The sequence below is a fragment of the Pseudomonas sp. NPDC087639 genome (assembly GCF_044743385.1).
GTDB lineage: Bacteria > Pseudomonadota > Gammaproteobacteria > Pseudomonadales > Pseudomonadaceae > Aquipseudomonas.
Map to the genome: position 1 here is coordinate 30,648 of NZ_JBIUWI010000033.1, position 20,744 is coordinate 51,391.

The following is a 20,744-nucleotide window of genomic DNA, read 5'->3' on the forward strand; positions in this document are numbered from 1 at the left end:
CAAGTGGACGGCATTATAAGCACGCCTGCGCTATGGATCGGCATTCGCCAAAAGCATGGTCGGTTGACCGGAGCAATTCGCCATGATGATCTACAGTGGTTCGCAGGGCGGTCATATCCCCCACCTGAAAAACTATAAAACCGATGAACCCAAGGAGAGTCTCAATGCCCTATGTTCCAGTTGCAGAGCTCAAAGATTATGTCGGCAAGGAACTCGGACGTTCCGAATGGCTCACCATCGATCAGGAACGCATCAACCTGTTCGCCGAAGCCACCGGTGATTATCAGTTCATTCATGTCGACCCGGTCAAAGCCGCGCAAACGCCATTTGGCAGCACCATTGCCCACGGTTTCCTGTCGTTGTCGCTGATCCCCAAATTGATGGAAGACATCCTGATCCTGCCGCAAGGCGTGAAGATGGTCGTCAACTACGGCCTCGACAGCGTGCGTTTCATCCAGCCGGTGAAGGTCAATTCCAGAGTGCGCCTGAAGGTCGATCTGGGCGAAGTGACCGAGAAAAAACCGGGCCAATGGCTGCTCAAAGCCACCGCAACACTTGAGATAGAAGGCTCGGATAAACCGGCCTATATCGCCGAGCCACTGTCGCTCTGCTTCGTTTAAGCGCCGGGATGCGAAGCAGCGCACGCTGTTTCGCATCCACTCCCGTTCCAGCGGCTGTATAAGGTCACATAGCTGCGGCATACTCGGTCGCCTAATTGCCCGGATCCCGCTATGCGCTCACTCGCCTGTCTTGCACCCCTTGCCTTGACCCTGATGCTTGCCGCTTGCGGCGACGGCGAATCGCTGCTGCCTCCCGATGCGCGACTGCCGGATGGCGGACGCTATCGCGGCGAACTGGTCGATGGCTTGCTGCAAGGTCAGGGACGGGTCGACTATCCCAATGGCAGTTGGTACGCCGGGCAGTTCGACAAGGGGCAGTGGCATGGTCAGGGCGAATGGCATGGCAGTAATGGCGAGATCTATCGCGGCCAGTTCCAGCAAGGGCTGTTCGAGGGTCAGGGCAGCCTGACTACCAATGCCAGCAGTTACACCGGCAGCTTCAAGCAGGGCCGACGCGATGGCGAAGGCACCCTGAAAGAAAACGCCATGACTTACCGTGGCGAATTCAAGGCTGATCAATATTCCGGGCTCGGCCGTCTGGAAATGGATGACGGCAGTTCCTATCAAGGCCAGTTCGCCCACGGCAAACCGAATGGCGAAGGCCAGCGCGGCGACTCCAGTGGCAATTCGTTCACCGGCCATTTCGTCAACGGCCAACTGGAAGGCAACGGCACCTTCAACAGCGCGGACGGCGACATCTATGTCGGCGGTTTCAAGAACAATCAGTTGCACGGCAAGGGCCGCTACGAAAACGCTGACGGCGACGTCTGGCTCGGCCAGTTCAAGGAAGGCGCGCTGACCGGCAAGGGCGAACTGATCGGCGCCGACGGCAGCCACTACGTCGGCACCTTCAGCGACTGGCGTTTCAGCGGTCAGGGCCGTTTGAATTTGTCCGATGGCAGCTTCTATGTCGGTGGATTCGACAGCGACAGTTATTCGGGACGCGGCACACTGGTGCTCACCGATGGCAGCGTGATGAGCGGCACCTGGATCAACGGCCAGCGCGTGCGCGATGCCGACGGCAAGTTGCTGCCCGACACTCTGGAACTCGGTTTGCTCGCTCAGGGTCGTCTACTCGACGACGCACTGGCCGCGATCCCGGCTTCGACCCCGGCCGTTGAGCTGTACACCCTGACCCTCGGCGGCGACGGCAAGCAGAGCGTGTTCCTGCGCGAGTCGGACTACGTCGCCAACATGCTCAACACCCGCTTCGGCGCCTATGGCCAGATCCGTCTGGTCAACCACCGCGACCACCTCGGCGACCGGCCGATGGCCACCCGCGAGAACCTGCGCCGCGCCGCGCAAACCCTGGCTGAACGCAGCGGCCCGGAAGACTTGTTGTTCATCTATCTGACCAGCCACGGCACCGCCGAACACGAACTGGTGCTCGACCAGCCGCGCATGGAGCTGGCCGACCTGCCCGCCGACGAACTCGCCGCGGTGCTGGCGCCGTTGAAAAACCGCGACAAGATCATCGTGATTTCGTCGTGCTACTCCGGCGGTTTCATCCCGGCGCTCAAAGACGAACGCACGCTGATCATGACCGCGTCGCGCGCCGACCGGGTGTCCTTCGGCTGCTCGGAAGAGGCCAACTTCACCTACTTCGGTGACGCACTGTTCGCCCAGGCGCTGAACCAGACCGACGATCTCGAACAAGCTTTCAAACTGGCCAAGGCTACCGTTGCCGAGCGCGAACTGGCGGATAATTTCGAAGCCTCGGAGCCGCAGATCTGGGCGCCGAAAACCGTGCTGTCGCACTGGCAACTGCTGCGTAAACAGCAAGCGAGAAAAGCTTTGCAAAGTGCTGCGTTGAACGACGGAGCGATAAAGAGCAACTAAGCTGAACAGTATCAAGGGAGAGACACTATGTACTTGACGCCTCAGCACGTATTGCTTGCCGGAGCCACCGGTTTGACCGGTGAACATCTACTCGACCGTTTGCTCAACGAGCCAACGATTACCCGCGTGCTCGCCCCCTCCCGTCGACCATTGGCCGAGCATCCACATCTGGAAAACCCGGTTGGCGACCCACAGGCGTTTCTGCCGCAACTCAGCGGTCGCGTCGACATCGCCTATTGCTGCCTCGGCACGACGATCAAACAGGCCGGCTCCGAAGCTGCGTTTCGCGCGGTGGATCTGGACATGGTCGTGGCGTTCGCCAAACGTGCGCGGGAAATGGGTGCGCGGCATCTGATCGTGATCAGTGCAATCGGGGCCGATCCGAAATCTTCGGTTTTTTACAACCGGGTCAAAGGGGAAATGGAACAGGCATTGCGCGCGCAGGACTGGCCGCAACTGACCATCTGCCGGCCGTCGCTGTTGCTTGGGGAACGTACCGAGCCGCGTCTGGGCGAGCAGCTAGCAGCACCGTTTTCAAAATTGATTCCCGGTAAGTATCGCGGCATCGAGGCCTGCCAACTGGCCCGGGCGATGTGGCGGCTGGCGCTGGAAGAACAGGATGGGGTCCGGGTGATCGAGTCGGATGATTTGAGGAAACTCGGTAAATAATCCAGCGGTGTCTGGAATTGATCGTTCCCACGCAGAGCGTGGGAACGATCAGAACACCCGACTACAATCCGCCAGTCGCCTGAAACCCCACGCCAATCACCGTCAGCAACGACAACGGTAAAAGCAGCGTATCGAGCAAAGCACTCGCCGGCAGATCCACCCCCGGATAGCTCGGCGCTTCAGCGCCAAACCGATCCATCGCACAACACCCGCCATTCAGCGCATACAAATCCAGCCGCGTCCCCGAATACACCACTGGCGCCCCAGGCTTCGCCGCATCGAGCGTGCGCGCAGTGGCGCACCCGCTCAGTTGCAGCGCCAGACAAATCACCAGCAGCTTATTCATCGCTGCTCAGATGATGCTCGCCCCAACGCGGCAGCATGTCCTGAGGAATGCCCAGCAGATTGAGAATCCGCGCGACAACGAAATCGATCAGATCATCGATGGTCTGCGGCTGGTGATAGAAACCCGGCGACGCAGGAAGGATGGTCACGCCCATGTTCGACAGCTTGAGCATGTGCTCCAGATGAATGCTCGAATACGGCGCCTCGCGTGGCACCAGAATCAACTGGCGACGCTCCTTCAACGTCACGTCGGCGGCGCGTTCGATCAGGTTGTTGCAGGCGCCGGTGGCAATCGCCGACAGCGTGCCAGTGGAGCACGGCACCACGACCATCGCCGCTGGTGCGCCGGAGCCTGAAGCCACCGGAGACATCCAGTCTTCCTTGCCGTACACGCGGATCTGCCCGGCGGCAGCTCCGGTGTATTCGGTCAGGAACGCCTGCATCATCTGTGGCTTGGGCGGCAGCGTGACATCGGTCTCGGTGGCCATCACCAGTTGCGCAGCCTTGGAGATCAGGAAGTGCACCTCGCGATCTTCACGCACCAGACAATCGAGCAGGCGCAAACCGTACTGCGCGCCTGAAGCGCCGGTCATCGCCAGCGTGATGCGTTCGGGGCCATTGCTCTCCAGACGAGTGTTCATTGCAGCGCCTCGGCGAGTTTTCCGTGCAGGCCGCCGAAGCCGCCGTTGCTCATGATGACCACGTGAGTGCCGGGCTGAGCCTGGCTCTTCACGCGTTCGATGATGCCTTCCAGCGAATCGCTGACAATCGACGGCACGGTGCACAGCGCAGCGGTCGCGCCCAGATCCCAGCCGAGGTTGGCCGGGGCGTACCAGATCACCTGATCGGCATCGACCACGCTGGCTGGCAAACCGTCGCGGTGCGCGCCGAGCTTCATCGAGTTGGAACGCGGTTCGATGATCGCAATCAGCGGTGCATCGCCGATGCGTTTGCGTAGACCGTCGAGGGTGGTAGCAATCGCCGTCGGGTGATGGGCGAAGTCGTCGTAAATGGTGATACCGCGAACCTCAGCGACTTTCTCCATGCGACGTTTGACGTTCTTGAACGCACTCAACCCGGCAATGCCCATCGACGGCACCACGCCGACATGACGCGCTGCCGCCAGCGCGGCCAAGGCGTTGGCGACGTTGTGCTGACCGGTCAGCTCCCACTCGACCGTGCCTTGGGATACGCCTTCGAACATCACTTCAAATGCCGAACCGTCTTCGCTAAGCAATTTGACCTGCCACTGACCGCCGGCCCCGGTGGTCTGCACCGGAGTCCAGCAGCCCATTTCGATCACTCGCTGCAACGCAGGCTCCGTTGTCGGGTGGATCACCAGGCCTTCGCTCGGAATCGTGCGCACCAAATGGTGGAATTGTCGCTCGATCGCCGGCAGGTCCGGGAAGATGTCCGCGTGATCGAACTCAAGATTGTTGAGGATCGCGGTGCGTGGGCGGTAGTGAACGAATTTCGAACGTTTGTCGAAAAACGCGCTGTCGTACTCGTCAGCTTCGATCACAAAGAACGGCGTGCCGCCCAGACGCGCCGACACCGAGAAATTCTGCGGCACGCCGCCGATCAGGAAGCCTGGGCTCATGCCGGCGTGTTCCAGCACCCAGGCGAGCATGCTGCTGGTGGTGGTTTTGCCGTGGGTACCGGCGACGGCCAGCACCCAGCGACCTTGCAGCACGTGATCGGCCAGCCACTGCGGGCCGGAAACGTACGGCAGGCCTTTGTTCAGCACATATTCCACCGCCGGATTGCCGCGGGACATGGCGTTGCCGATCACCACCAGATCCGGCGCCGGATCGAGCTGAGCCGGGTCGTAACCCTGCGTCAGCTGAATGCCCTGGGCTTCAAGCTGCGTGCTCATCGGCGGATAGACGTTGGCGTCGGAACCGGTCACGTGGTGGCCCAGCTCTTTGGCCAGAACCGCCATCGAGCCCATGAAAGTCCCGCAGATACCCAGAATATGAATGTGCATAGTCGACCTCGTAAAACATGGCCGCAGGTTAGCGTAGGGAGGGGGAATTCGCACTCTTTAGGTGATGGGGCGGGAATGGCATTTGTGTTCGGCTGTGGATTGTCGCCCCTCACCCCAGCCCTCTCCCGAGGGAGAGGGAGCCGATCTCGGTTGCTTTCAAATGCTGAGTTCAGGTCGATGATTCAGGTCGGCGTAAATCGCCAGAACACCTCGGTCAGTCCCCTCTCCCTCTGGGAAAGGGCTAGGGTGAGGGCTCTAACTGACCCGCCGCTCAATGCCATGTTTACGCAGCTTCCTGTAAAGCGTATTACGACTAACCCCCAACTGCTCAGCCGTATGCGTCATATGCCACCGCGTCTGTTCCAGCGTTTTAAGCAGCGCAACCCGCTCAGCATCTTCCAATGGATGCTCAGATACATCAGGTTGCAAAACCGCCACCCGCGCCTGCCGAATCATCGCCGGCAAATCCTCCACCCCGATCCGCCCTTCATCACACAATGCCGCCAACGTGCGCAGCACATTGCGCAACTGCCGCACATTGCCCGGCCAGTTGAACGCCAGCAGCGCCTCACGCGCAGGTTGTTCAATCAATATCGTTTCGCCGCCAGCCTCCTCGGCCAGCAGGAAGTCCAACAGTTGCGATTTATCACTGCGCTCACGCAACGCCGGCAACGCCACTTCCAGCCCATTGAGCCGGTAATACAGATCCTCACGGAAGCTGCCGTCCGCAACCCGCTCCAGCAGATTGCGGTGGGTCGCACTGATGATCCGCACATTAACCGCTTCCGGTTCCCCGCCAATCGGCACCACTTGCCGATCTTCCAGCACCCGCAGCAAGCGAGTCTGCAAGGCCAGCGGCATGTCGCCGATTTCATCGAGGAACAGCGTGCCACCATCGGCCTGCTGCAACTTGCCGCGCATGCCGTCCTTGCGAGCACCAGTGAAGCTACCGCCGCGATAGCCGAACAGCTCGCTTTCGATCAGGCTCTCGGGGATTGCTGCACAGTTGAGTGCGACGAACGCCTTGTTCGACCGCTGACTGGCTTGATGCACCGCTTTGGCGAAAGCTTCTTTGCCGGAGCCCGTTTCGCCATTGATCAACAGCGGCACATCACGCTCGAAAACGCGCAGGGCTTTGCGGAAGTTCGCTTGCAGCGTCGCATCACCGAGGCAGATGCCCGACAAGCGTGGTGCCTCGGTGACAACTGGCGAACGCATGATCGGCGGCGGCTTGCGCGATTCGCCACGCAACACGGCAAACAGCTGCCGGCCATCGCGGGTGCGCAACGGCCAACTGGCGCTGGCATGGGCACTGGCGCGAGCAAGCAGCTCGTCCAGTGAACAGTCGAAAAACGCCTCCACCGGTTTGCCGAGCAAGCCACCGCGGATATGTCCGAGCAGGTTCAGCGCACTCTGGTTGACCGCACTGATCCGCCCTTCCCCGTCAAACGCCAACAACCCTTCGCTGAACAGCCCTACGGATTCGGCCTGGAGGTGGAAACGCAGCAGCCATTGGTTATCGAAGCAACGCAGGAAGTAGCAGCTCTCGATCATCTTCGCCGACAGATTGACCAGCGCCATGGTGTGGAACTGGCTCTGGCGCGAGACGTCGTGGCGCGCCGAGGACACATCGAGCACGGCCAGCAACTCGCCGTGCGGATCGAACACCGGACTCGCCGAACAAGTCAGGCCCGTATGGCGCCCTCGAAAGTGTTCGTCCTGGTGAATGGTCAGCGCCTGACGCTCGACCAGACAGGTGCCGATGCCGTTGGTGCCTTCACAGGCTTCGCTCCAGTCGGCACCGAGCCAGAGGCCGGCGCGTTCGAAAATCTTGCGTTCGGCCGGCGCGGTGACGCAATTGAGGATCACCCCGCGCGCGTCGGTCAGCAGCACCGCGTGGCCGGCGCCGGAGAGTTGTTGATGCAGGCTGCTCATTTCATTGCCGGCAATCTGCAAGACCTGCTGCAGACGTTCGCGGCTTTCGAGGACGCGCCCGTGTTCAAGCACGGTGGGCGCCATGCTCAACGCGGGGTCGAGATGATAATCCTCAAGACAGCGCAGCCATGAGCGGGCGATTGACGGATCAGCTCCGGGCCCGTGCAGGTGAGGTTTGCCCTGGGTGGCGGTGAGAACCTGTTGGGCATGGCGACTCAAATGGTTGTCGTGCATTTCTTATTGTTCTCCCCGAGGCTCGGTGGCCCAATGCTTGAGGTGACGCCCAGCATCCTCCAGCCACCGGCGCATTGCAATGCTGGCAAGACTGCCCGGTCACTGACTGTGCCAAAAGCGGTACAAACTGTCACCGCATCTGTACCGAAACCGTCACAGCCTTCATCCACCCGTCCGACACAAACCGCGCAAGGCCTTGATTTACCTGACCTGCACGGCGGTGGCCCGACCTTTGCTCTACGCTTATAGCAAGCGCACTTGCGCGTTTCTCTAATAAGTACAAAGCCAAGGAGAACATCATGCGTTACGCTCACCCCGGTACTGAAGGCGCCAAAGTCTCGTTCAAGAGCAAGTACGGTAACTACATCGGCGGCGAGTTCGTCGCGCCTGTCAAAGGTCAGTACTTCACCAATACTTCGCCGGTCAACGGCCAGCCAATTGCCGAATTCCCCCGCTCCACTGCCGAAGACATCGACAAGGCACTGGACGCCGCCCACGCTGCCGCCGATGCGTGGGGCGCGACCTCCGTGCAGGCGCGCTCGCTGATCCTGTTGAAAATCGCCGACCGCATCGAAGCCAACCTCGAACTGCTGGCGATCACCGAAACCTGGGACAATGGCAAAGCCATCCGCGAAACCCTCAACGCCGACATCCCGCTCGCCGCCGACCACTTCCGCTACTACGCCGGTTGCATCCGCGCCCAAGAAGGCAGCGCTGCCGAAATCGACGGCAACACCGTGGCTTATCACATTCATGAACCGCTGGGCGTGGTCGGCCAGATCATCCCGTGGAACTTCCCGATCCTGATGGCCGCGTGGAAACTTGCGCCAGCCCTGGCCGCCGGTAACTGCGTGGTGCTCAAACCTGCCGAGCAAACTCCGCTGGGTATTTCCGTGCTGGTCGAACTGATCGGCGACCTGCTGCCGCCGGGCGTGCTGAACGTTGTTCAAGGCTACGGCAAAGAAGCCGGCGAAGCGCTGGCGACCAGCAAACGCATCGCCAAGATTGCCTTCACCGGGTCAACCCCGGTCGGCTCGCACATCATGAAATGCGCTGCCGAAAACATCATCCCGTCCACCGTGGAACTGGGCGGAAAATCGCCGAACATCTTCTTCGAAGACATCATGCAGGCCGAGCCAACTTTCATCGAGAAAGCTGCCGAAGGTCTGGTGCTGGCGTTCTTCAACCAGGGCGAAGTCTGCACCTGCCCGTCCCGCGCACTGGTTCAGGAATCGATCTACGACGAATTCATGGCCGTGGTCATGAAGAAAGTCCTGCAAATCAAACGTGGCGATCCGCTGGACACCGACACCATGGTTGGCGCTCAGGCGTCCGAGCAGCAATTCGACAAGATCCTGTCCTACCTGGAAATCGCCAAGGGCGAAGGCGCAGAGCTGCTGACCGGCGGCAAGGTGGAAAAACTCGAGGGCAACCTGTCGACCGGCTATTACATCCAGCCGACCCTGCTCAAGGGCACCAACAAGATGCGCGTGTTCCAGGAAGAAATCTTTGGCCCGGTGGTGAGCATCACCACGTTCAAGGACGAAGCCGAAGCCCTGGCCATCGCCAACGACACCGAGTTCGGCCTTGGCGCCGGCCTGTGGACCCGCGACATCAACCGCGCCTACCGCATGGGCCGCGCGATCAAGGCCGGTCGCGTGTGGACCAACTGCTACCACCTGTACCCGGCGCATGCCGCGTTCGGGGGGTACAAGAAGTCCGGCGTCGGCCGTGAAACCCACAAGATGATGCTCGACCACTATCAGCAGACCAAAAACCTGCTGGTGAGCTACGACATCAATCCGTTGGGCTTCTTCTAAAGCATAGGGGCGAGGCAGATATTTCTGCCTCGCCCTTTCGACCGCTTTCGCGAGCAGGCTCGCTCCCACAGGGACTGCGTGCCCCCGCAATGCTCGACTCGACACACATCCAATGTGGGAGCGAGCCTGCTCGCGAAAGCGATGTGCGATTCAACCCAATGGTCCCCGGCCCCGCAACTGGGCCAATAAAACAATAAGAATGGTGAACCCTATGCCTAGCGAATCCCCTGCTGGCGCTCCGGCGACTGGCTCTTCCGTCGACTTCGAAAAAGTCGGTTCGGACTACTTCCAACAACGCGAACTGAAAAAAGGCGCCGCCGGCTGGGTGCTGCTGGTGGGGCTTGGGGTCGCTTATGTGATCTCCGGCGATTATGCCGGCTGGAACTTCGGCCTCGCTCAGGGCGGGTGGGGCGGCATGTTCCTCGCGACACTGCTGATGGCCACCATGTATTTGTGCATGTGCTTTTCCCTGGCCGAACTGTCCTCGATGATTCCTACTGCCGGTGGCGGTTACGGATTTGCCCGCAGTGCCTTCGGCCCGTGGGGCGGCTTCCTGACCGGAACCGCGATCCTTATCGAATACGCCATCGCCCCTGCTGCGATTGCCGTGTTCATCGGCGCTTATTGCGAATCGTTGTTTGGCATCGGCGGCTGGATGATTTATCTGGCGTTCTACATCATTTTTATCGCCATCCACATTTTCGGGGTGGGCGAAGCGTTGAAGCTGATGTTCGTCATCACGGCCATTGCTGCTCTGGCGCTCGGCGTATTTCTGGTGGCCATGGTGCCGCACTTTGACGTCGCCAATTTGCTCGACATCCCAGTGAGCAACGCTACCGGCGCCAGCAGTTTCCTGCCGTTCGGCTATGTCGGCGTGTGGGCGGCGATTCCTTACGCGATCTGGTTCTTCCTCGCGGTGGAAGGTGTGCCGCTGGCCGCAGAAGAAACCAAAAACCCCAAGCGCGACCTGCCACGCGGGCTCATCGGCGCGATGCTGGTGCTGCTGGCGTTTGCCCTGCTGATTTTGATCGTCGGGCCGGGCGGCGCAGGTGCCAACTCGCTGCTGACGTCGGGCAACCCGCTGGTTGAAGCGTTGAGCAAAGCCTACGGCGGCTCGACCTGGATGGGCGGTTTCGTCAATCTCGTGGGCCTGGCCGGGTTGATCGCCAGTTTCTTCTCGATCATCTACGCCTATTCGCGGCAGATTTTCGCCTTGTCCCGCGCAGGCTACCTGCCGCGCAAATTGTCCGAGACCAACAAAAGCAAGGCACCGGTGCTGGCGCTGGTGATTCCGGGGATCATCGGTTTCGGGTTGTCGCTGACCGGCCAGGGCGACTTGCTGATTCTGGTGGCGGTGTTCGGCGCGACCATTTCCTATGTGCTGATGATGGCCGCGCACATCACCCTGCGCATCCGCCGCCCCAAAATGGATCGTCCGTACCGTACGCCCGGCGGCATCTTCACCTCGGGTGTTGCGCTGGTGCTGGCCTGCATCGCCGTGATTGCGGGTTTCCTGGTCGATCCGCGGGTCGTGATCGGCGCCGCTATCATCTATGGAGTGTTAATTGCTTACTTTGCTTTCTACAGTCGACATCACTTGGTAGCAGGTACGCCGGAAGAGGAATTCGCGGCGATTCAGAACGCTGAAAAAGCCCTGCACTGACGGTCGAAAACCACGGCGCAGGCCTCGCCTGCGCCGTCACGGAGAATTCTGTATGGCGAGTTTCGCTCACACGGTCGGCGCCCAGACCTACCGCTTCGACAGCCTCAAGGACGTCATGGCCAAGGCCAGCCCAGCACGTTCGGGGGATTTTCTCGCCGGGGTTGCCGCGCTCAATGACGGCGAGCGCGTGGCCGCGCAAATGGCGCTGGCCGACATCCCGCTCACGCATTTCCTGCAAGAAGCGCTGATCCCTTATGAGTCCGATGAAGTCACCCGCCTGATCATCGACACCCACGACAAACAAGCCTTCGCCGTAGTGAGCCACCTCACCGTCGGCGGTTTCCGCGACTGGCTGCTCAGCGACGCCGCCGATGAAACCAGCCTGCGCGCCCTCGCCCCCGGCCTGACCCCGGAAATGGTCGCTGCTGTATCGAAGATCATGCGCGTGCAGGATCTGGTGCTGGTCGCGCAGAAAATCCGCGTCGTCACAAAATTTCGCGGCACCCTTGGGCTGCGTGGACGCCTGTCGACCCGACTGCAACCGAACCACCCGACCGACGAGCCGTCCGGCATCGCCGCGAGCATTCTCGACGGCCTGCTCTACGGCAACGGCGACGCAATGATCGGCATCAACCCGGCCACCGACAGCATCGCCTCGATCTGCGCGATGCTGGAAATGCTCGACGCGATCATCCAGCGCTACGACATCCCGACCCAGGCCTGCGTGCTGACCCACGTCACCACCTCCATCGAAGCGATCAACCGTGGCGTGCCGCTGGACCTGGTGTTCCAGTCGATTGCTGGCACCGAAGCGGCCAACGCCAGTTTCGGCATCAACCTGAATGTCTTGCAGGAAGGCTATGACGCCGGGTTGAGCCTGAATCGCGGCACCCTCGGGCAGAACCTGATGTATTTCGAAACCGGCCAGGGCAGCGCGCTGTCGGCCAACGCTCACCACGGCGTCGATCAGCAGACCTGCGAGACGCGGGCTTACGCCGTGGCGCGACATTTCAAGCCGTTCCTGGTGAACACCGTCGTAGGATTTATCGGCCCGGAATACCTCTACAACGGCAAACAGATCATTCGCGCCGGCCTCGAAGACCACTTCTGCGGCAAGTTGCTCGGCGTGCCGATGGGCTGCGACATCTGCTACACCAACCACGCCGAAGCCGATCAGGACGACATGGATACCCTGCTGACCCTATTAGGTGTGGCCGGGATCAACTTCATCATGGGCATCCCCGGTTCCGACGACATCATGCTCAACTACCAGACCACTTCGTTCCACGACGCCCTCTACGCACGCCAGACTCTGGGCTTGAAACCGGCACCTGAGTTCGAACAATGGCTGGCCAACATGGGCATCTTCACTCAGGCTGACGGCAAGGTCCGCTTCGGCAACAACCTGCCGCCGGCCTTCCGCCAGGCCCTGGCGCAACTGGGATGAGCCTTATGGAAAAACCGCCCGTCGACCCGCAAAACCCATGGCTGGAACTGCGCCGCCTGACCCCGGCACGGATCGCTCTTGGCCGCACCGGCACCAGTTTGCCGACCAGCGCCCAGCTTGATTTTCAGTTTGCCCACGCACAGGCGCGGGATGCGGTGCATCTGCCGTTCGATCATGCAGAACTCAGCGCGCAACTCAGTGAACGCGGGCGTGAAAGCCTGCTTTTGCACAGCGCAGCGGTGGATCGCAACAGTTACCTGCAACGTCCGGATCTGGGGCGCAAGCTCAGTGACGAGTCAGCGCAGACCTTGCACGATTACGCAGCCGCGCATCCGGGCGGCGTCGATCTGGCGATTGTCGTGGCCGACGGTTTGTCAGCACTGGCGGTGCATCGGCATACGTTGCCGTTTCTCACTCGCATGGAAGATCAGATGAGTGCTGACGGCTGGTCCATTGCGCCCGTCGTTCTGGTGGAACAGGGACGGGTCGCCGTCGGTGATGAAATCGGTCAACTGCTCGGCGCAAAAATGGTCGTGATGCTGATTGGAGAGCGCCCTGGCCTGAGTTCGCCAGACAGCCTCGGTTTATATTTCACCTACAATCCAAAAATCGGACTGACCGATGCCTACCGCAATTGCATTTCCAACGTGCGGCTAGAGGGCTTGAGCTACGGCATGGCGGCGCATCGCTTGCTGTATCTGATGCGCGAAGCCTGTCGGCGGCAGCTGTCGGGAGTCAACCTGAAGGACGAAGCACAGGTTCAGACGTTGGAGTCGGACGCAGGGGCGGACATGAAAGGAAACTTCCTACTCGGTCCGCCCCCAACCTGAACCGTTTCCGCATTGCGTTTCTGCGAAGGTTTCAGGCAGGATCGATGCACGGCCGCCAGGGTTTCCCATCGCCGTCAGAGCAGTTGAAGACAGCCACTTGAAGACGAGACCTATCATGCGGATTATTCAAGCGACCCTCGAACATCTGGATTTGTTGACCCCGTTGTTCGTCAAGTATCGCGAGTTCTACGGTTCCCTGCCTTACCCGGATTCTTCCCGCGCGTTCCTCGAAAAACGCCTGCGCCGCAAAGAGTCGGTGATCTATCTGGCCCTGGCCGATGATGACGACAAGAAACTCATGGGTTTCTGTCAGCTGTATCCAAGCTTCTCCTCGCTGTCACTCAAACGCGTGTGGATCCTCAACGACATCTATGTCGCCGAAGATGCCCGACGCCAATTGGTCGCCGACAACCTGATCCGCACCGCGAAGAAAATGGCCAAGGAAACCCAGGCCGTGCGCATGCGCGTTTCCACCAGCAGTAACAATGAAGTCGCGCAGAAAACCTATGAGTCCATCGGATTCAAGGAAGACACCGAGTTCAAGAACTACGTGTTGCCGATCAGCGAAGAGCTCTGACGGCGTTGGCAGTCTGTGATGAGGGAGCAAGCTCCCTCGCCACAAAGAATGCCTACCTGACAATTGTTCACACCCCGACATTCCTCGCTACAAAACCAACGCGCGTTTCATCCTTCAGACCGTATAATCCCGAGCTTTCCGGCTTGTAAGAAAAACTACACCTGCTTGTAGGCTTACACGAAGTCATTCGCACGGGCCTGCAGAGCTGGGCCATCACCACAGGTGCCTCCATGGATTTCAACCCGCTCGACCTTATCCTGCATCTCGACGTCTACCTCGATTTGCTGGTGAACAACTATGGGCCATGGATCTACGCCATCCTGTTTCTGGTGATTTTCTGTGAAACCGGTCTGGTGGTGATGCCGTTCCTGCCGGGCGACTCGCTACTGTTCATCGCTGGCGCCGTTGCGGCTGGCGGTGGCATGGACCCGGTGTTGCTGGCCGGTCTGCTGATGCTCGCGGCGATCCTGGGTGACAGCACCAACTACGTGATCGGACGAACGGCCGGGGAAAAATTGTTCAGCAATCCGAACTCGAAAATCTTCCGCCGCGACTATCTGCAGAAAACTCACGATTTCTATGACAAGCACGGCGGTAAAACCGTAACCCTCGCGCGCTTCCTGCCGATCATCCGCACCTTTGCTCCATTCGTCGCCGGCGTTGCGAGGATGCCCTACCCGCGCTTTTTCGGTTTCAGCGTCCTGGGCACCATTCTCTGGGTTGGCGGCCTGGTAACGCTGGGGTATTTCTTCGGCAATGTACCGTTCATCAAGAAGAACCTTTCATTGCTGGTGGTCGCGATCATTCTGCTGTCGCTGGTGCCGATGATCATCGGCGTGGTTCGCAGCCGTTTCGGCGGCACCAAAGCCCAATCGCACTAAGCCTGTGTGGTCGCTCAGCGCCTGGCGACGCCGGCGCATTCTGGCGAAGCACCCGATTGCCGACGACCTGTGGCAACGGGTGCGCCATCACCTGAGTTTTCTTGACGGCATCACGGCCGCCGAAGACCAGTGGCTGCGCGAGGCCTGCGTCTTGTTCCTCGACGACAAACACCTGAGCGCCCTGCCCGGCGTCGAACTGCATCAGGAACAACGCCTGCTGCTCGCCGCACAAGCGCAATTACCCCTTCTGCACTTGGGCGACTTGAACTGGTATCAGGGCTTTCACGAGATCGTCCTCTATCCCGACGACTTCCTCAGCCCGCAGCGCCATCGCGATGCCAGCGGCGTCGAGCATGAATGGGATGGCGAACACAGCGGCGAAGCCTGGCAGCAGGGGCCGATCATTCTGGCCTGGCCAGGCGTGATGGCCAGTGGTGGCTGGGAAGGCTACAACCTGGTGATTCACGAACTTGCGCACAAACTCGACATGCTCAATGGCGATGCCAACGGCCTGCCGCCGCTGCACGCCGACATGCGCGTCAGCGACTGGGCCGAGGTGATGCAAAAGGCCTACGACGACCTCAATCTGCAACTCGATGACAACCCTGACGCCGAAACCGCCATCGATCCCTACGCCGCCGAGAACCCGGCCGAGTTCTTTGCCGTCACCAGCGAGTATTTCTTCAGCGCACCGGATCTGCTGTACGAGGCTTATCCACAGGTCTACTTGCAACTCAAGCGTTTCTACCGGCAGGATCCGTTGGGCAGGTTGCAGCAACTTCAGGCCACAGACCCGGTCTATCAGGCGCAAGACTGAGCGCCGAACGACGCTCAGTACATGGCGTAGGCTGCAGAATATGCCTATAATCGCCGCCACTTTTTGGTCAATCCGGCCAAGTGTTTTTGGTCAACTACGGGGGCAACGCCCAATGAGCTACAGCAAGATTCCGGCTGGCAAAGACCTGCCGAACGACATCTACGTCGCGATCGAGATCCCGGCCAACCACGCGCCGATCAAATACGAAATCGACAAAGACAGCGATTGCCTGTTCGTTGACCGTTTCATGGCCACCCCAATGTTCTACCCGGCCAACTACGGTTTCATCCCGAACACCCTGGCTGACGACGGTGATCCCCTCGACGTGCTGGTTGTGACCCCTTACCCGGTTGCACCAGGCTCGGTGATCCGCGCGCGTCCAGTCGGCGTCCTGAACATGACCGACGACGGCGGCGGCGATGCCAAAGTCATCGCAGTGCCACACGACAAGCTGTCCCAGCTGTACGTCGACGTGAAGGAATACACTGACCTGCCTCCTCTGCTGATCCAGCAGATCGAGCACTTCTTCGCGAACTACAAAGATCTCGAAAAAGGCAAGTGGGTCAAGATCGAAGGCTGGGCCGGTGCAGACGCCGCCCGCGAAGCGATCACCAAGTCGGTTGCTGCCTACAAAGGCTAAGCGCTTGCGACCTGCGTGATGCTTGCAGAAAACCCCGGTTGATCCGGGGTTTTTTATGCGCGAAATCAGCTTCCTTAAACAGGACGTTTAAAATCCGCGCGACGCGGTTTTAACTTGTTTAATTTCCCACAAGAACGTCTTACATCCCGTCGCAAAATTCAGCCCGTTTTTGAACGCCCGGTTTATTCAAACCGCTCTGGCACGGCCGTAGACTCCGTGTTTATGAGAAAGAACACTAGCGGTCCAAGATTCAAGGCACTCCTGGAAAAAGCGAACATCTCTACCACGGGTTTCGCAAAGTTCTGGGGCACGGAAGCCCAAAATGTCCACAACTGGTACACCCGGGGCGTCCCGGCGTATCGCATGGAAGAAGTCTCACGCCTGCTGTCCGTCAACAGCGAATGGCTGAAAACCGGCGAAGGCACCAAAGAGGCGCCGAGCCTGACGCCGCCTGCCAGCAATGGTGACACCTTTGACGCCCACGCCATCCGCGGCGCGTACACCGTTATCGACCCCAACGACATCGACCTGGCGTTCTTCAAGGAAACGCCGCTCACCAAAGACTCCGGCAAAACCCACGTCATCCTCGATCCGGATCAAACCATCCGCCTGCCCCGCGCCCACCTCGACCAACTGGAAGTGCGCCACAGCGATGCCATCTGCGCCCACATGATCGGCAACAGCATGGCCGAGCGCATCGAAGACGGCTCGATACTCGCCATCGACCGCGGCCTGACCCAGGTCGTCGACGGCGAGATCTACGCCATCGAACACGACGGCATGCTGCGCATCAAATACCTGCATCGCATGCCCGGCAACGGCCTGCGCCTGCGCAGCCACAACAGCGCCGAATACCCGGACGAAGTCTTTCGCCCAGCACAGATTGAAGAGCAGCGGATTCATATATTGGGCTGGGTGTTCTGGTGGTCGACGCTGAGCAAGAGACGGCCGGTGGTACCGTTTCTCTAACCCGAAGGCTTGCTCCTCCCCCGTAGGAATGAGCCTGCTCGCGATGAGGCCCGGATAGACAGTACAAATCTCGGATTTTGGCCAGTGAGATCGCTCTAACCCGCACTTCACACTGGGAATCCAAAGCAAAACTCAGTATCCTGCGCCCCACATTCGCGCATCGACCCGCTCCCGCGGCTCAGATGACGCCCGACGCGGCAGACCAACGTCTGCCAAGTCCCACAGCCGGACGCAGATCCGGGTGTACATTTTGAAGGCTGGCGCGGTTTACCAAAAATGAACCAAGCCAGTCCCCGAGAAGCCGGCCACAAGCCGGCTTTTTAATGCCTGAAATAAACCTGTCCTGCCGTCTGAAACGTGAATTCGCGCTTGTCGAATAGGGAAGCACCTTGCTACCGTAACGACAAACGTCATTACAGGTATCTCATCATGGCCTCCATCAATATCCGCATCGACGATGAGCTGAAACAGCGCTCCTTCGCCGAGCTGGAAAAGCTCGGCGTAACTCCGTCAGAGCTTCTGCGCCAGACACTTCAATACGTCGCCGAGCGGGGCAAGCTGCCGTTCAAAGCGGCATTAATCAGCGAGGAAGATGAAGCTCTCATCGCCGTAGTCACCGAACGTCTCGCCGCTCCTCAGCGAGTCAAGGTAAGTCTGGATGACCTATAACCTTGAATTTGATCGTCGTGCGTTAAAGGAGTGGAACAAACTGGGCGATACGGTTCGCCAACAGTTCAAGAAGAAGCTGGCTGAGATAATGAAGAATCCTCGAATAGAAGCCAATCGACTTCGCGAGCTGCCGGACTGCTACAAAGTGAAGCTGAAAAGCGCTGGCTATCGATTGATCTATCAGGTGCTTGACCAGGAGATCGTGGTGTTCGTAGTCGCTATCGGGAAGAGAGAGCGAGAGGCTGCTTACGAGGTTGCGCAAGACCGACTGTCACCCCAGAGTTGAGGCAACTCAATGACTGAGATGCTCTGAAATTGGTCAGCAGCCTGCTGACCTATTCATTTGTTCAGAACGCCTCGCCCCCTCACGGATAACTAAACGCCTTCACCAACGTCAACTCCCCCACCGCCCGCATCGGGATCAAAAACGTCTCCATTTTCTCGCTCGGTGTCCCCTCTTCAGTAATCACCGTCACCTGCGCCGTCGTCAGCGCCTGCACCGCCTCATCCCCACCCTCATCGTCCCCGCGATAACCACCACCGAAGTAATTCACATACACCAGATACTGCCCCTTGATAGGCGCCGGCATGGCGAAGATTTCCGGGCCGTAGCCGGTGGTGACGTCGACGTCGAGGGCGGCGCCGTTGGCGGCGGTGCGGTTGCCGTACCAGATGTGGGCGCCGTCGGGGGTGACGAGGTGCAGGTCGAGGTCGGTGCCGTCGCTGTCCCAGGCCAGCAGGACGCGCAGTTTGGCCGGGGTGGCGCCGCCGCTGGTGTTAAGGAATTGGGTGCGGTGGCGTTGCTTGCCGTCTGGGCTGCGGACTTCGACGCTGTTGCTGCCGTTGGGGAAGGAGAACGGGCGGTCGAAGCGGCCGCTGTCGTCGATTTTCAGCGGCATGCTGACGCCGTTGACGATCAGGCGACCGGGTTCATTGCTCTTGGGTGTGGCTTTGATTTCGCCGCTGATGCGTGCGGTGTTGGCCTGGCCGATCGGGGTGTTTACCGATGAGGCCGGGTAGTTGACGGCCTGGCGGAAGCTTTCGCCCTCGCCTTCGGGGGCTCCGCTGCGCCAGCCGCCGACCGGGGTGTCGAGTTTGACGCTGTCAGCGGCGATTGCCGGCGATAGCGCGGTCAACGTGCAGAGCAGCAGCAAGACCTGTGGATAACGGAGTGTCATGGTCTATTCCAGCAAGAGGTGACGGGCGAGCCCTTCGATGTAGGTTTCATCCTGGCCGTTGGGATGTGCTTCAAAGGCCAGGTGCAAATATTCGTGAGTCAGGTCGAGGCGATCCTGCAGGGTCAGCACGCCGCGCACGTAAATGCGCTGGCGTTCGCGGTCGACGAAAGGTCGGCCAAAAGCGAGTTTGCACACCGCGAACGTGCTGACTTCGTTGTAGCCAGTTTCGCTTTCGAGCTTCGGGCGCCAGCCGCGACGCTGCTTCTGCAGCCAGTCTTGCGCGGCGGGCAGCGCTTCGCAGGAGGCGACCGGGTTGTCCCAGCGGCTGAGGCTGGCGCGTGGATAGGCGTGCAGCAGGATTGCGTCGTAGCGTTGGCCGGCGTTGGCTTGTTCGACAGCTTGTTGCCACGCCAGTTTGTCCGGGCCGGGTTGATCGGAGTGATAGGTGACGGTGCTGCCGGCAAGGACCAGATCCGCGGTCCATGCGGCGATGTTGCGTGATTCGCTGGACGCCGGACGCGGTGCGACCCGCTGGCGATTGCTGCTGTCGTCGATGCTCAGGCAGTCGCCGTTGCGTGTGGCGTTTTGCAGCAGGTAGGTGCGGATCGCCACGGCGAGGGCCTTCGCGGCTTCAGCAGGTTCGGGTTTGGCTTCGCGCTCAAGGACACGGGCGACGTATTCTTCGCGATCAAGCCTTGCGACGAGTTTGTCGTTGAGCAGAAACAGTTCGCCGTCGCTGTGGATATCCAGCGCATTGCCGTTGGCGAATTCGACGCGGTAGTCGCCCTGCAGCGGGCCGGAAGTCACCGCACGGTCACCAGCCAAAACCCGCACGACCGGATAGCGCGAGAACAGGCCGACCTCAACGCAACGCCCCGTATCTGACGGCCACGCCGCCGGTAACACCGTCGCCAGTGCAGCACCGTAATGACGCAAGACCATCTGACTGGTGCCACGCCCACCCGCCCACACAGGCGAACCGTCCGCCGTCCAACCGGCAAACCCGCCCTGCCGCGATTGCGGGTCCTGATCGCCGAGCCAGCTCCAGGTTTTCACCCGCAGGCGACCGCCGAGCTCACCGACGACATTACCGTCGGCGGCGTTCAACACCACGTCGAGCAGCACACGGCGCATCTGATCTTGAGCGGGAAGCGCAGACAAAACCGTTAGCAAGTCAGCGACAGGAACCCGCGTGGCCGGTTGCACCGACGGCAAATCCAGCAACCACGACGGCGCCTTTCGCGCCTGCCAGTAAGTGCGCCATTCGCTGGCAGAAATCCCCAGTCGCGCAGGCTCGAAATACAACCCGCACGACTTCACCAGCGCCTGATCACGCTCGATCTTGCCGCCCGCCGAGCAGCAATAGACTTCCTCTTTCGACTGCCCGCGACATTCATAAGCCGGTTCCCGCGCGCCGGTATCCACCAGCCACGCGTAGACAAACAGCTTCCACAGACTGCCCAGTGGCGTATCCAACGACGACGGCAACGGTTCGCGAGCGATCATCTGCGTCTGACTCAACGACAACAACTCACCCTTGTAAGCCACGCGCAACGGCTCATCCTGCGCCGTCGCCAGCGCAGGAATCACACACATCAGCAGCCACAGCAGCGGCCGGGTCATG

Annotated in this window: 20 protein-coding genes; 14 read left to right on the forward strand and 6 right to left on the reverse strand. The window is 60.2% G+C overall.

Annotated elements, in window-relative coordinates; translation table 11 throughout:
- The first annotated feature begins 164 nt into the window (after positions 1-164).
- The 3 genes from ACIOVB_RS15470 (at position 165) to ACIOVB_RS15480 (ending at position 3,128) form a co-directional block, all read left to right on the forward strand.
- Positions 165-620, forward strand: a complete 456-nt coding sequence (locus ACIOVB_RS15470; protein WP_134828222.1) for a MaoC family dehydratase — start codon at positions 165-167, stop codon at positions 618-620.
- Positions 621-731: 111 nt separating this feature from the next.
- Complete coding sequence (locus ACIOVB_RS15475; RefSeq protein WP_401269046.1) at positions 732-2,459, forward strand: C13 family peptidase; 1,728 nt, start codon at positions 732-734, stop codon at positions 2,457-2,459.
- 27 nt (positions 2,460-2,486) lie between these two features.
- Positions 2,487-3,128 (forward strand): oxidoreductase, encoded by a 642-nt coding sequence (locus ACIOVB_RS15480; RefSeq protein WP_187678809.1) that lies wholly within the window; start codon positions 2,487-2,489, stop codon positions 3,126-3,128.
- A 61-nt stretch (positions 3,129-3,189) separates the two neighbouring features.
- Here ACIOVB_RS15480 and ACIOVB_RS15485 read toward each other — a convergent pair whose 3' ends face one another.
- From ACIOVB_RS15485 to ACIOVB_RS15500, 4 genes are all read right to left on the reverse strand, one after another.
- Entirely contained in the window at positions 3,190-3,474 is a 285-nt protein-coding gene (locus ACIOVB_RS15485) for a YceK/YidQ family lipoprotein (protein WP_401269049.1), read from the reverse strand.
- The gene (ubiX, locus tag ACIOVB_RS15490) at positions 3,467-4,114 is read right to left on the reverse strand and encodes a flavin prenyltransferase UbiX (protein ID WP_187678807.1); all 648 of its coding nucleotides are present in this window, start codon (positions 4,112-4,114) and stop codon (positions 3,467-3,469) included. The genes ACIOVB_RS15485 and ubiX overlap by 8 nt, the downstream gene beginning before the upstream one ends.
- Positions 4,111-5,460 (reverse strand): UDP-N-acetylmuramate:L-alanyl-gamma-D-glutamyl-meso-diaminopimelate ligase, encoded by a 1,350-nt coding sequence (gene mpl, locus ACIOVB_RS15495; RefSeq protein WP_187678806.1) that lies wholly within the window; start codon positions 5,458-5,460, stop codon positions 4,111-4,113. The genes ubiX and mpl overlap by 4 nt, the downstream gene beginning before the upstream one ends.
- A 255-nt stretch (positions 5,461-5,715) precedes the next feature.
- Complete coding sequence (locus tag ACIOVB_RS15500; RefSeq protein ID WP_401269052.1) at positions 5,716-7,629, reverse strand: sigma-54-dependent Fis family transcriptional regulator; 1,914 nt, start codon at positions 7,627-7,629, stop codon at positions 5,716-5,718.
- 299 nt (positions 7,630-7,928) lie between these two features.
- Here ACIOVB_RS15500 and ACIOVB_RS15505 point away from each other — a divergent pair, with 299 nt between their 5' ends.
- From ACIOVB_RS15505 to ACIOVB_RS15555, 11 genes are all read left to right on the forward strand, one after another.
- Positions 7,929-9,449 carry an aldehyde dehydrogenase family protein gene (locus ACIOVB_RS15505; protein WP_401269054.1) on the forward strand — a complete coding sequence of 507 codons (1,521 nt, stop codon included), beginning with the start codon at positions 7,929-7,931 and terminating at the stop codon, positions 9,447-9,449.
- Between the two features lie 211 nt (positions 9,450-9,660).
- Positions 9,661-11,112, forward strand: a complete 1,452-nt coding sequence (eat, locus tag ACIOVB_RS15510; protein ID WP_187678803.1) for an ethanolamine permease — start codon at positions 9,661-9,663, stop codon at positions 11,110-11,112.
- 52 nt (positions 11,113-11,164) lie between these two features.
- Entirely contained in the window at positions 11,165-12,559 is a 1,395-nt protein-coding gene (locus ACIOVB_RS15515) for an ethanolamine ammonia-lyase subunit EutB (RefSeq protein WP_064392162.1), read from the forward strand.
- Positions 12,556-13,389 carry an ethanolamine ammonia-lyase subunit EutC gene (gene eutC / locus ACIOVB_RS15520; RefSeq protein ID WP_401269057.1) on the forward strand — a complete coding sequence of 278 codons (834 nt, stop codon included), beginning with the start codon at positions 12,556-12,558 and terminating at the stop codon, positions 13,387-13,389. Before ACIOVB_RS15515 ends, eutC begins: the two co-directional genes overlap by 4 nt.
- 115 nt (positions 13,390-13,504) lie before the next feature.
- Positions 13,505-13,966: an N-acetyltransferase gene (locus tag ACIOVB_RS15525; protein ID WP_007910890.1), complete on the forward strand. Its 462-nt coding sequence runs from the start codon at positions 13,505-13,507 to the stop codon at positions 13,964-13,966.
- A gap of 230 nt (positions 13,967-14,196) precedes the next feature.
- On the forward strand, positions 14,197-14,847 hold the full coding sequence (locus ACIOVB_RS15530) for a DedA family protein (protein WP_187678801.1): 651 nt from the start codon (positions 14,197-14,199) through the stop codon (positions 14,845-14,847).
- Between the two features lie 4 nt (positions 14,848-14,851).
- Positions 14,852-15,664: a zinc-dependent peptidase gene (locus tag ACIOVB_RS15535; RefSeq protein WP_401269059.1), complete on the forward strand. Its 813-nt coding sequence runs from the start codon at positions 14,852-14,854 to the stop codon at positions 15,662-15,664.
- Positions 15,665-15,776: 112 nt separating this feature from the next.
- Positions 15,777-16,304 (forward strand): inorganic diphosphatase, encoded by a 528-nt coding sequence (gene ppa / locus ACIOVB_RS15540; protein ID WP_045881121.1) that lies wholly within the window; start codon positions 15,777-15,779, stop codon positions 16,302-16,304.
- A gap of 222 nt (positions 16,305-16,526) precedes the next feature.
- On the forward strand, positions 16,527-17,273 hold the full coding sequence (locus tag ACIOVB_RS15545) for a helix-turn-helix transcriptional regulator (protein ID WP_401269062.1): 747 nt from the start codon (positions 16,527-16,529) through the stop codon (positions 17,271-17,273).
- 429 nt (positions 17,274-17,702) lie between these two features.
- Positions 17,703-17,942: a type II toxin-antitoxin system RelB/DinJ family antitoxin gene (locus tag ACIOVB_RS15550; RefSeq protein WP_122608099.1), complete on the forward strand. Its 240-nt coding sequence runs from the start codon at positions 17,703-17,705 to the stop codon at positions 17,940-17,942.
- A complete protein-coding gene (locus ACIOVB_RS15555; protein WP_401269065.1) occupies positions 17,932-18,228 on the forward strand; it encodes a type II toxin-antitoxin system RelE/ParE family toxin in 297 nt (98 codons plus the stop codon). The genes ACIOVB_RS15550 and ACIOVB_RS15555 overlap by 11 nt, the downstream gene beginning before the upstream one ends.
- Before the next feature lie 79 nt (positions 18,229-18,307).
- On the opposite strand, the gene ACIOVB_RS15560 is transcribed toward ACIOVB_RS15555, so the two are convergent.
- Complete coding sequence (locus ACIOVB_RS15560; RefSeq protein WP_401269067.1) at positions 18,308-19,120, reverse strand: YfaP family protein; 813 nt, start codon at positions 19,118-19,120, stop codon at positions 18,308-18,310.
- A 3-nt stretch (positions 19,121-19,123) separates the two neighbouring features.
- Positions 19,124-20,743, reverse strand: a complete 1,620-nt coding sequence (locus ACIOVB_RS15565; RefSeq protein ID WP_401269069.1) for a DUF2300 domain-containing protein — start codon at positions 20,741-20,743, stop codon at positions 19,124-19,126.
- Between the last annotated feature and the right edge of the window lies 1 nt (position 20,744).